This is a genomic window from Nocardioidaceae bacterium SCSIO 66511 (genome assembly GCA_023100825.1).
Lineage (GTDB): Bacteria > Actinomycetota > Actinomycetes > Propionibacteriales > Nocardioidaceae > Solicola.
On sequence record CP095846.1, the window covers coordinates 533,808 to 546,111 of the forward strand.

Below are 12,304 nucleotides of genomic sequence, written 5' to 3' on the forward strand. Positions count from 1 at the left end.
ACTTATCTGCCTGCTGATGTTGCTTTCCGTCGCCATAGTCGGATGCGAAGGAGCCGAAGTGAAAGACGATGAGCCGAAGCTCCCGCCTGCCGCGTCCGTACGAGACGGGGTCGAGGTCTGGGACCTTCGCGAGCGCCCGACGGCCGAGCAGGTCGGCATCGCCGACGGGAGCGAAACGGCGACGTACGAGCCTGAGAAAGCCCGTACCGTCGAGCTGACGCTGCCCGAGGACGAGTCGGTACGACTGCCCGACACAAGGTACGTGTCGTTCAGCGCCATCCTGAGCTCCGACGACCGTCCGGACAGCTGGGAAGTGCACACCACTCTGCTGGAGACCGACCCGTTGGTCACCCAGCTACGCTCTCTGGCCGAACAGGTCGGCGGCGGGCCTGACGTCGCGAACGACTTCGCGCGACAGATCGACAGCGCGCAAGGAACCGACCGTGTCTCCTCCGACCGGGTCGAGGCGAAGTTCGGTGATCTGAAGCTCGGGGTGTTCGCGCGCTACTATCCGAATTCCGGCAAGGGGCTCGTCGTCATCAACGGCGGCTGGCACTAGGAGCCGGAACAAACCTCGACGCTGCCTGGTTGAGCGTGGCTTGACAGGACGCGTTACCGTGTCCGTCGATCCATTTCTCCCCGTAAACTCGGGAATCTCGCAAGAACCAGGAGCATGCTCGTGACCGCACTCGTCATCGTGGAGTCGCCCGCCAAGGCGCGTACGATCGCGGGTTATCTCGGCAAGGACTACATCGTCGAGTCGTCGATCGGGCACATCCGCGACCTCCCGCACAACGCCGCCGAGGTACCCGCGAAGTACAAAGGTCAGTCCTGGGCACGGCTCGGCGTCGACATCGACAGCGGCTTCGAACCCATCTACGTCGTGCCGTCCGATAAGAAGTCGCACATCTCCAAGCTGAAGAAGCTGCTCAAGGACGCCGATGAGCTCTACCTCGCAACCGATGAGGACCGCGAGGGCGAGGCGATCGCCTGGCACCTCCTGGACGAGCTGAAACCGAAGGTTCCGGTCAAACGGATGGTGTTCCACGAGATCACCCCGCAGGCGATCCAGGCGGCCGTCGAGAACCCCCGTGACATCGACGACCACCTCGTCGACGCGCAGGAGACCCGCCGCATCCTCGACCGGCTCTACGGCTACGAGGTCAGCCCGGTGCTGTGGAAGAAGGTCATGAGCGGGCTGTCTGCGGGCCGCGTCCAGTCGGTCGCGACTCGCCTCGTCGTCGAGCGCGAACGCGAACGGATGGCGTTCAAGGTCGCGTCGTACTGGGATCTCGAGGCGACCTTCGATGCCGGCGCCGACCATGATCCCCGGCAGTTCCCGGCAAAGCTGGTCTCCGTCGACGGCCACAAGGTCGCGCAGGGGCGAGACTTCACCAGCGAGGGAGTGCTGAAGCAGTCCGGCGATGCACCACTGCACATCGACGGCGAGCGGGCTGCCGCGCTGGCCGGTGCCTTGCGTACCCAGACCTTCGAGGTACGCGCGGTCGACTCGAAGCCGTACACCCGCAAGCCGTACGCGCCGTTTCGTACGACCACGCTGCAGCAGGAGGCCTCGCGCAAGCTCGGCTTCGGCTCGTCGCGCACTATGCAGGTGGCGCAGCGGTTGTACGAGAACGGCTTCATCACCTATATGCGTACCGACTCGGTGACGCTGTCGAGCACCGCGGTCAACGCCGCCCGGGCACAGGTACGCGAGCTGTACGGCGGCGACTACCTCCCGGACGCTCCGCGTACGTACTCCAGCAAGGTGAAGAACGCTCAGGAGGCGCACGAGGCGATCCGCCCGGCCGGCGACTACTTCCGTACGCCCGCGGAGACCGGGCTGACCGGTGACGAGTTCCGGGTCTACGAGCTGATCTGGATGCGTACTGTCGCCTCGCAGATGAAGGACGCCAAGGGCAACTCGGTGACCGTGCGCCTTGGCGCACAGGCGACGAGCGGCGAGGACTGCGAGTTCACCGCGACCGGCCGCACGATCACGTTCCACGGGTTCCTCAAGGCGTACGTCGAGGGCGCCGACGACCCGAGCAAGGATCGCGACGACAAACAAACCCGGCTCCCGAACGTCAACGAGGGCGATCGTGTCGACGTTGCGGAGCTCGCGGCGGCCGGACACGAGACCCGCCCGCCGGCCCGCTACACCGAGGCGACGCTGATCCGGGAGCTAGAAGAGCGCGAGATCGGTCGTCCCTCGACGTACGCCTCGATCGTCACGACGATCCAGAACCGCGGGTACGTCTACAAGAAGGGCACCGCGCTCGTTCCGGCATGGCTCGCGTTCGCCGTCGTACGCCTGATGGAGCAGCACTTCGGCAAGTTGGTCGACTACGAGTTCACGGCGATGCTCGAAGACGTCCTCGACCGTGTCGCCCGCGGCGACCGCGACCGCAAGACGGTGCTTCGCGGCTTCTACTTCGGCGAAGAGGAAGGCGATACGGCGCTCAAGTCGCTGGTCGAAGATCTCGGCGACATCGACGCCCGCGGGCTGTCGACGTTCGAGATCGGCGAAGGCATCGCCGCGCGAGTCGGGCGGTACGGCCCGTACGTCGAGGGGCCCGGTAAAGACGGAGAGCCGGCGCGGGCGAACATCCCCGACGATTTGCCCCCCGATGAGTTGACCCTCGAGAAGGCGCGTGAGCTGCTCGCCAACCCGACGGGTGCGGAGACCCCGCTCGGCGATGACCCGAAGACCGGCTACCCCATCGTCGCGAAGAACGGCCGGTACGGCCCGTACGTCACCGAGGTGCTGCCCGACGACGTGCCGACCAAGGGCAAGAACGCCGTCAAGCGGCGTACCGCCAGCCTGTTCAAGGACATGTCGCTCGACACGATCACCCTCGAGCAGGCGTTGGAGTTGCTGAGCCTGCCGCGGGTCATCGGCGCTGATCCGGAGTCGGGTGAGGACATCACCGCCCAGAACGGCCGGTACGGCCCGTACCTCAAGAAGGGCACCGACTCGCGGTCGATCGACTCCGAGCGCAAGCTCCTCACGATGACGCTCGACGAAGCGCTCGCGATCTACGCGCAACCCAAGCAACGTGGGCGCCGTGCTGCTGCCGCACCGCTCAAGGAGCTCGGCGCCGACCCGGTCACCGGCAATCCGGTGGTCGTCAAGGACGGTCGCTTCGGTCCGTACGTCACCGACGGCGAGTACAACGCGACGCTGCGCAAGGACGACTCGGTCGAGTCGGTCACGCTCGAACGCGCATCGGATCTGCTCGTCGAGAAGCGGGCAAAGGGTCCGGCGAAGAAGAGCGCCAAGAAGGCGGCGAAGAAGACGACCAAGAAGACCGCTGCAAAGAAGTCGACGGCCAAGAAGACGGCGGCGAAGAAGACCACCAAGAAGAGCACGGCGAAGAAGGCTGCTGCGAAGAAGTCGTCGTAGCAGCCGGGCCGTCTATTCTGTGGCGGCTGCTGTGGCCAGGTGGTCCCACTCGCTACCGGCTTTCCTGGTACTTCGGTCCCGAGAAGACGCGGCGACGCGCGGAGCCGCCATTTCGGTTCGATTGCTTGGCGGCTTTCCCGTCACCTTGATATGGGATCGGGGTAATGTTCGGTTTCGGTGTCAAACACGTACCGGCGGCCACTGGTGTACCAATGGGCACGGCAGCCTTCCACTTTGCACGGCGTACCTGCCGTGCAAAGTGGAGTTTCACCATGTTTACTTGGTGAAGCACCATCGATCGACCCCGCTTGCACGCGTGACACGTCTCTCGGCACTACGATGCCGAGCGTGCAAGCTCGACAGATCCGACTCGTACGCCCGCTGCGACCGCGTGATCCCACGGAGGAGCACCGAGCCGCAACACCGCTCGAGTTGTTCACCGACCTGTGTTTCGTGGTGGCGGTCGCGCAGGCAGCGGCATCGTTCCACCATGAGATCTCCGACGGGGCGGTGTTCGAAGGCACCATCTATTTCGCGATGTCCTTCTGGGCGATCTTCTGGGCGTGGTTGAACTTCACCTGGTTCGCCTCGGCGTACGACAACGACGACGTGACGTACCGGTGCCTCACCTTGTTGCAGATCGCCGGATCGCTCGTGATCGCCGCCGGCATCCCGCAGGCGTTCGACGGCGACTTCACCCTCGTGGTGATCGGGTACATCATCATGCGGATAGCGCTCGTCGTGCTCTGGCTCCGTGCCGGGCGCAACGATCCGCCTCGCCGGACGACCGCATACCGATACGCCGGCGGGATCGTGATCGTGCAGTGCTACTGGGTTGCTTTCCTGTTCTTGCCGACTGAGATTGCCCTTGTCGGTTTCGTCGTCGGTTTCGTCGCTGAGATGGCCGTGCCCGCGTTCGCTGAGCGTGCCGCGGGCACGCCGTGGCATCCGGAGCATGTGGCGGAGCGCTACAGCTGCTTCTTCATCATCGTTCTCGGCGAGACGATCCTGTCGTCGACAGTCGCGATCCAGTCGTCGATCGATGCCGGCACCGCGGCGAGTGAGCTCACTGAGACGATCGTCGGCGGCATTCTGATCGTGTTCAGTCTCTGGTGGCTCTACTTCAGCCGCGACGACTCGGAGGTACTACGCGGCCGAAGCGATGCGGCCAACATGGCCTGGGGTTTCGGCCACTACTTCATCTTCGCTGCGGCGGCTGCCATCGGCGCAGCGCTCGCCGCACGAGTCGACCACTACACAAACCACAGTGCCGTCGACGATCTTGCGTCGGCGTACGCCTTGGCAGTCCCGATCGCGATCCTGCTATGCGGCTTGTATGTACTGCGGCTTCGTCAACACGACCGCAGTCGGCGTACCGCAGTGCCGTTGTTCGTCGCCGTGATCGCCGTACTCTTGGCCGCGCTCTTCCCGGTGCCGGAGATCGTGATCGGGTTGATCCTCGCGGTCCTGGTGGCGATCGAGGTGCTGAACCCCGAAGGAGTCGGCGACCAGTACGCCGACGCGTCGACCGAGTGAACGGACGCCGTCAGCGTACGACCGCGGCGATGGCCGAGATCTCCACCAGGGCGCCGGGTACGCCCAAGCCGGCGACCATCGCGGCAGTGACCAAGGGCGGCTCGCCACCCGTGTCGAGGGCGCCCGCGACCGCGCCGTACGCCGCGCGCAGATCGACTCCGTCGACGAGCAGGATCGAGTACGAGACGACGTCCGCGAGCCGCGCGTCTGCCGCGGCGAGTGCCGACTCGACGTTCTGCAGGGCCCTGCTGGACTGCGTACCGACGTCGTCCGGGCCGACGATGGCTCCGGACGCGTCGACGGCGTTCTGGCCGCCGATGTAGATCGTGGTCGCGTTCGGTGGGATGACAGCGGCGTGGCTGAAGGCGGGGCTCTTGATCAGTGAATCCGGGCTCAGGAGGGTGATCTTGTCCATGCCCACACGGTAGGAGGAAAACCAGACGATTCGCGTCCGGATTGAGCCTGCATCGGCGAGCGACCTTTCGACCGGGCGACGGCTCGGCACGCAGACGCCTTAGGGTCGTTATGTGAGCGGGTCCGGCATCGACGATGTGAACGCGACGGGTCTCCGGGCAATCTTTCGCATCCGGGACTTCCGGCGTATGTGGGCCGCGCTCGGCCTCGCCTCGCTCGCCGATTGGATGGGGCTGCTGGCGATCACCGCGTTCGCCAACGACATCGCCGACGGCGGGTACGCGGAGAAGAACTTCGCGATCGCAGGAGTGCTGTTCCTGCGCGTACTCCCCGCCCTGCTCATCGGCCCGCTCGGCGGCTACATCGCCGACCGACTCGACCGGCGTACGACACTGGTGGTCGGTCTGGTCCTGCGCGGGCTCTGCTTCGCGAGCATCCCCCTGGTCGGCACGCTGTGGTGGCTGTTCGCTGCGACTGTCCTGATCGAGGCCGTCAACGCGGTGTGGCTGCCGACCAAGGACGCCACCATCCCCAACCTGGTGCCGGCCAAACGACTCGAGGACGCCAACCGGGTCAACCTCGCGACCACGTACGGATCGGCGCTGCCCGCTGCGGCGCTGTTCATCGTCGTCGCCAATATCACCGAGCTGCTCTCCACGTACGCGGGGTTGACCAGCGGTACGTCTGCCGACCTGACGATGTACGTGATCGCGGTGGGCTTCCTCGCCGGCGGAGTCGTCTGCCAGACGATGCGTGACATTCCGCGCGGTTCGTCGATCGCGGCCGACGACCAGCAGGGTCTCGTCCGTACGATCCTCGACGGCTGGTCGTACATCCGCGACACCGACGTCGTACGCGGACTCGTTGTCGGGATCGTGGGGGCGTTCGCCGCGGGCGGTGTCGTGATCGGTCTCGGGCGGGTGTACGCGACCGACCTCGGCGCCGACGATGCCGGGTACGGCGTGTTGTTCGGCTGCGTGTTCCTCGGGCTCGGCTCTGGTATGTGGCTGGGTCCACGCACGCTGGCTCGTATCTCCCGTCGCCGGATCTTCGGCCTCGGGCTCGTGGCGGCGGGCGTGACCCTCGCCGTCATCTCGCTGATCGGCAACATGGTCCTCGCGGCGCTGCTCGTCGTGGTGCTCGGCTACTTCGCCGGCATCTCCTGGATCACCGGTTACACGCTGCTCGGGTTGGAGGTCGCCGACGACGTACGCGGGCGGACGTTCGCGCTCGTGCAGTCGCTGATCCGGATCGCGCTGGCGCTCGTACTCGCCGCGGGTCCGGCGGTCGCCGGCTTGATCGGCGCGCACAAGTGGCGCATCACCGACGAGGCGTCGATCACCTACAGCGGCGCCCAGTTCACGTTCCTGATGGGGGCGGCCGTTGCGATCGTTGTCGGGGTCAGCGCATATCGTCGGATGAACGACAGACCAGGGGTGACATTGCGAGACGAGCTGACCGGGCGGCAGCCGCAGGGTCGTTACAGCGACAACGGCGTGTTTGTCGCGTTCGAAGGCGGCGACGGTGCGGGCAAGTCGACACAAGCACGCTTGCTCGCCGAGTCGCTGCGTGCCGATGGGTACGACGTGCTGCTGACGCATGAGCCGGGTGACACGCCGGTCGGTGCGAAGCTGCGCGAGATCGTGCTCAGCATCGAGACCGGAGAGCTGTCGCATCGCACCGAGGCGTTGCTCTACGCCGCTGACAAAGCCGAGCACGTCGACACGGTCGTGCGGCCCGCGCTCGACGACGGCCGCGTCGTGATCACCGACCGTTACGTCGACTCCGCGCTCGCGTACCAAGGTGCTGGTCGCGAGTTGACCCGTGACGAGGTCGAGTCGGTGATCCGTTGGGCCACCTCGCAGTTGCGCCCGCACCTCACCGTCGTGCTCGACGTGGAGCCCGAGGTGGGCCGTGACCGGTTCAGCACGCCCGACCGGCTCGAATCGGAGTCGGCCGACTTCCACCAGCGGGTACGCGACTCCTTCCTCGACCTCGCGGCAGATGATCCCGAGCACTACCTGGTCCTCGATGCGCATGGCTCCCGAGAGGAGCTCGCAACGCACGTACGCGAACGCCTCGGTGCTCACCTCGGGCACGCCACCCGTAACGAGGGTCAGCAGGCATGACCGTCTGGGACGACCTGGTAGGCCAGGGCCAGATCGTGGAGCAGTTGCAGCGCTCCATCGACCGCGATATGACCCACGCCTGGTTGTTCATCGGGCCGCCGGGGTCGGGCAGGTCCAACGTCGCGCGCGCGTTCGCCGCAGCCCTGCAGTGCGAGTCGGGCGGGTGCGGCGAGTGCAATGCCTGCCGCACCTCCCTGTCCGGCGCGCATCCCGACGTCACCCTCGTACGCACCGACCGCTTGAGCATCGAGGTCGATGAGGTACGCGAGCACGTACGCACGGCGGCGCTGCGCCCGTCAGCGGGCAGGTGGCAGGTGCTGATCGTCGAGGATGCCGATCGGTTGACCGAGAAGGCTGCCGACGCCCTGCTGAAGACGCTTGAAGAGCCACCCCCACGTACCGTCTGGATGCTGTGCGCGCCGACGGCCGAAGACGTCATCGTCACCATCCGATCGCGTTCACGCCAGGTCGTGCTGCGGACGCCGCCGGCCGCAGAGGTCGCGGCGATGCTGGTGCGGCGCGACGGCGTCGACGAGACGATCGCTCTCGAGTCCGCGCGCGCGGCACAGGGCCACGTCGGTCGCGCGCGTGCCCTGGCGACGAACGACGCAGTGCGTACGCGGCGGCACGAGGTGCTCGCGATCCCCTCGTCGCTGCGCGACCTGGGCGCGTGCCTGACGGCCGCCCAGAACCTCAACGAGACCGCACAGGCACAGGCCGCCGACCGCGCCGACGAGCTCGACTCGCGAGAGTTGGCGGATTTGCGGCAGGCGTGGGGCGTGGAAGACCGTGGCCGCCGCCCGGCGGGCTACCAGGGCAATCGGTCATCGCTGGAAAAGGACCAGAAGCGGCGTCGTACGCGGATGGCACGTGACGCCATCGACGGCGCGTTGATCGATCTCATGTCGTTGTACCGCGATGTCTTGTCTGTGCAGCTCGGCGCCGCCGCGGAGATGGTGAACGCCGATCTGGAGTCGACCATCCGTGAGCTCGCCGATAGCGGTACGCCGGAGTCGACGCTGGCCCATCTCGATGCGATCCTCGAATGCCGCGAGGCGCTCACCGCCAACGCCGCCCCGCTGCTCGCCCTCGAGCACCTGATGATCCGGCTGGCGCGCTGACGCCGCTACCGGCCGCTGTGGATAACTTCGACCTGCTTTCGCAGGTTCACGTACCTTGATTGACGACGCCCCGACCACGAGGAGATCGATGCCAATCCGACGCCATGCCCGAGTTGTCGCCGGGCTGCTGCTGGTGACGATGGTTGCCGCCGGCTGCACCGACGACTCGCCGGACGAACCGTCGGACGACTCCGGTTCGAGCGGGGCCACCCAGGAACCCGCCGATGCCGGCGTATCCGGTGACCTGCGGCCGTATTACCGCCAGCAGGTCGACTGGTCGTCGTGCGACCAGGGTGAGTGCGCGACCGTCAAGGTGCCCATCGACTACGCAGAGCCCGACGGCGACACCACCGAGCTCGCGCTGGCGCGCCGACCCGCTGACGACCAAGACGAGCGGCTCGGCACGCTGTTCATCAACCCTGGTGGGCCCGGTGGGTCGGGCATCGACTACCTCGCGTCGTTCGCGGGGCAGGCGAGTGACGAGATGCTCGCGAAGTACGACATCGTCGGCTTCGATCCGCGTGGAGTGGGCGAGAGCGACCCCGTCGACTGCCTCGACGACGAGGAGCTCGACGAGCTGCTCGCGGCCGATCCCGATCCGGACACCCCCGCCGAGACCAAGTCGTACGTCGGCTCGATCAAGGAGATGGGCAAAGGCTGCCTCGCAAACTCGGGTGCACTCGCGGAGCACATGTCGACGGTCGAGGTGGCGAAGGACCTCGATGTGCTGCGCGGCCTCGTCGGCGACGAGAAGCTCACGTACTCCGGCGCTTCGTATGGCACGTTCATCGGCTCGACGTATGCCGAGTTGTTCGCGAAGAACGTCGGCCGCATGGTGCTCGACGGTGCGATCGACCCGAGCCTCTCCCTTCGGGAGTCGACCATCGCGCAGGCAAAAGGTTTCGAAGGGGCGCTGCGGGCGTACGCCGAGTACTGCGTGAGCGAAGGCGACTCGTGCCCGCTTGGCGACGACGTCGATGCGGGTATGAAGAAGGTCGGTGACTTTCTTGATGCGCTCGGCGACAAACCGGTGGAGACCGGTGACACGAACCGTCCGCTGACACGTTCGCTCGCCTTCTACGGCATCGCGCTGCCGTTGTACGACGAGGCGGCTTGGCCGCAGCTCAGCCAAGCTCTCGAGGGCGCCTTCGGTGGCGACGGCGCCCTGCTGCTGCAGTTCGCCGACTTGTACTTCGGCCGTGAGGGCGGTTCGTACCAGAGCAACCAGCAGGAGGCGCAGTCCGTCGTGAACTGCCTGGACTCACCGGGGCGCATCACGCCCGCGGACGTACGCAAGGCATTACCGGCGTACGAGAAGGCCGCACCGGTCTTCGGCGAGATGTTCGCCTGGGGTGAGCTGACCTGTGGCCAGTGGCCGATCAAGCCGTCGCACAAACCGCTGAAGATCGACGGCAAGGGCGCGGCGCCGATCATGGTGGTGGGCACGACGCGTGATCCGGCGACTCCGTACCAACAGAGCGTCGCCTTGGCGAAGGAACTCGACTCGGGCGTACTCCTCAGCCGTGACGGAGACGGCCACACGGCGTACCACCGCGGCAACAGCTGCATCGACGAGACGCTCGATTCGTACCTCCTCGACGGCGACGTGCCCGACGACGGCAAGGAGTGCTGACGCGGGTCGATCTGCTGCTGGACCCGGATCATGATGGGATCTCTGCATGCTTTCGCGTCGTCTGCATGCCGTTGCCGTGGCCAGCGCGATCGCTGTGCTCGCGGCAGGTTGTACGAGCGACGACAGCAGCTCCGGCGATGAATCGGCAGAGTCGGGGGCGTCAGCCGAGCTGACCGCGTTCGCGGAGCAGGACGTCGTGTGGACCGGCTGCCTGAAGGCGTCGGGTGAATGTGCGGGCTTCGACGTACCCGTTGACTACGACGATCCTGATGGCGAGACCGTCAGCCTGAGCGTTCGACGCATACCTGCGACCGGCGAGGCCGAGGGCACGCTGTTCTTCAACCCTGGCGGACCGGGCGTCTCGGGTGTGCAGGAGCTGTCGTGGTTCGCCGAGGGCCTCTCCGCCGAGGTACGTGAGCGGTACGACCTGGTCGGCTTCGATCCGCGGGGGATAGCCGATAGCCAGGGGCTCGATTGCACCCCGCGGGAGGGGCGGCGTTCGATCGCGCCACCGGACCAGACCCCCGACTCCACGAGCGAGCAGCGCCGGCTCATCCGTTGGCACCAGAACGTCGCACGCGCCTGCGTCGAGTGGGACTCCGACCTCGTCCGCAACATGTCATCTGTCGACGTCGCGCGCGACCTCGACGTCATGCGCACGGCGTTCGGTGACGAGAAGCTCAACTATTACGGCGCTTCGTACGGCTCGGTGATCGCCGATCGATACCTGGCGATGTTCCCGGACCGGGCCGGCCGCATCGTCATCGACTCACCGCTCGACCGCTCTCGCTCAGACTCGAAGAGCATGCTGAGCTCGGTGAAGGCGCACAAGCGCACCCTGCGCGGCTACTTGCGCTACTGCGTGAACCGCAACTGTCCGCTGGGCGGCAGCGTGGATGAGGCGACAGCCGAGCTGGCTGGGCTACTGGATCGCCTCGACGCTTCACCGCTCCCGGCCGGCGGTCGACAGCAGCGGCTGACGGAGAACGACGCGCGAGCGGCTCTGGAGTACGCGCTTGCGTCAGGTGCGTGGCCCCAGCTCACGAAGTCGCTGCGTGGCGCGATGAACGGCGATGGCAGCCGCCTGACGAAGCTGGCACTGGGCTGGTACGGCGGCGATCTGAACTGGGCGACGATGCTGGACGTGTCGGGGTTCGGCACCGCCTGTCTCGACAATCCCGAGCGCTTGGGCGTTCGGGGAGTTCGGGGCGTTCTACCGAAGTACGGTCGCGCGTCCGAGATCTTCGGCGAGTACTTCGGGTGGACGCAGCTGCAATGTGCGAGCTGGCCGATCGCCGCGCCGCCGACGCCCAAGCCCAGCACCGACGAGCTCGAAGAGCCGGTCGTCGTCATCGGCAGCATGGGCGACCCACTCACGCCATATGCGGATGCGGTCTCGCTGACCGAGCGGATCCAGCCTTCCACGCTGCTCACCAGCCGTACGTACAGTCACGGCGCGTACGCGCGCGGCCTCGCCTGCATCGACAACAGCGTCGACGCGTACCTTCTGGAGGGAGAGGCGCCCACCGACGGCAAGCAGTGCTGACTTCGGAGGCGTCAGCCGCGGATCGCCTCATGGTGGCGGATTACCTCGCCGATGATGAAGTTCAGGAACTTCTCCGCGAACGCGGGATCGAGATCAGCCTCGTGTGCGAGGCTACGCAACCGCTCGATCTGGCGTGCCTCCCGCTGCGGATCTGCGGGCGGCAAATCGTGGTCGGCCTTCAGCCGGCCGACCCGTTTGGTGCACTTGAACCGCTCCGCGAGCAGATGCACGAGGGCCGCATCGATGTTGTCGATACTCGAGCGAATTTCCTCGAGCTGCGCGAGGGCGTCGTCGGGCTTCGTCACAGTAGCCGAGTCTACGGGCCGTACGACCGATCCGATTTCGGTCTCACCCACCGGCATGGGTATGATCGTGCGCTGTTGCCAAGCAACGCGCCGCCTTAGCTCAGTCGGCAGAGCGTCTCACTCGTAATGAGAAGGTCGTCGGTTCGATTCCGACAGGCGGCTCCACATGCCATCCCCCGCGTTGACCCAGGTCAGCCGGGGTTTTTTCGATTCT

General features: G+C 66.4%; 9 protein-coding genes and 1 tRNA gene. 8 read left to right on the forward strand and 2 right to left on the reverse strand.

The genetic code is table 11. The annotated features are described in order from the left end of the window. Positions 1-58 precede the first annotated feature (58 nt). The 3 genes from MU582_02480 to MU582_02490 all read left to right on the forward strand — a co-directional run bounded on the left by MU582_02480 (position 59) and on the right by MU582_02490 (position 4,942). Positions 59-559, forward strand: coding sequence for a hypothetical protein (locus MU582_02480; protein ID UPK75523.1), 501 nt, complete (start codon positions 59-61; stop codon positions 557-559). A 114-nt stretch (positions 560-673) separates the two neighbouring features. Further along, positions 674-3,406: a type I DNA topoisomerase gene (gene topA / locus MU582_02485; GenBank protein ID UPK75524.1), complete on the forward strand. Its 2,733-nt coding sequence runs from the start codon at positions 674-676 to the stop codon at positions 3,404-3,406. A gap of 348 nt (positions 3,407-3,754) precedes the next feature. Next, on the forward strand, positions 3,755-4,942 hold the full coding sequence (locus MU582_02490; GenBank protein UPK75525.1) for a low temperature requirement protein A: 1,188 nt from the start codon (positions 3,755-3,757) through the stop codon (positions 4,940-4,942). Between the two features lie 10 nt (positions 4,943-4,952). Here the strand turns inward: MU582_02490 and MU582_02495 are convergent, their stop codons facing one another. Continuing rightward, positions 4,953-5,357, reverse strand: a complete 405-nt coding sequence (locus tag MU582_02495) for a Rid family hydrolase (GenBank protein ID UPK75526.1) — start codon at positions 5,355-5,357, stop codon at positions 4,953-4,955. 112 nt (positions 5,358-5,469) lie between these two features. Between MU582_02495 and tmk the strand changes: the two genes are divergently transcribed. From tmk to MU582_02515, 4 genes are all read left to right on the forward strand, one after another. Then, positions 5,470-7,485: a dTMP kinase gene (gene tmk, locus MU582_02500; GenBank protein ID UPK75527.1), complete on the forward strand. Its 2,016-nt coding sequence runs from the start codon at positions 5,470-5,472 to the stop codon at positions 7,483-7,485. Then, positions 7,482-8,606: a DNA polymerase III subunit delta' gene (locus MU582_02505; protein UPK75528.1), complete on the forward strand. Its 1,125-nt coding sequence runs from the start codon at positions 7,482-7,484 to the stop codon at positions 8,604-8,606. The genes tmk and MU582_02505 overlap by 4 nt, the downstream gene beginning before the upstream one ends. Before the next feature lie 88 nt (positions 8,607-8,694). Beyond that, a complete protein-coding gene (locus MU582_02510) occupies positions 8,695-10,239 on the forward strand; it encodes an alpha/beta hydrolase (GenBank protein ID UPK75529.1) in 1,545 nt (514 codons plus the stop codon). Positions 10,240-10,285: 46 nt separating this feature from the next. Beyond that, positions 10,286-11,785: an alpha/beta hydrolase gene (locus MU582_02515; protein UPK75530.1), complete on the forward strand. Its 1,500-nt coding sequence runs from the start codon at positions 10,286-10,288 to the stop codon at positions 11,783-11,785. 11 nt (positions 11,786-11,796) lie between these two features. Here MU582_02515 and MU582_02520 read toward each other — a convergent pair whose 3' ends face one another. Then, positions 11,797-12,090 (reverse strand): chorismate mutase, encoded by a 294-nt coding sequence (locus MU582_02520; protein UPK75531.1) that lies wholly within the window; start codon positions 12,088-12,090, stop codon positions 11,797-11,799. Between the two features lie 89 nt (positions 12,091-12,179). Here MU582_02520 and MU582_02525 point away from each other — a divergent pair. Then, positions 12,180-12,255: transfer RNA gene (locus MU582_02525), tRNA-Thr, on the forward strand. The last annotated feature ends 49 nt before the right edge of the window (positions 12,256-12,304 follow it).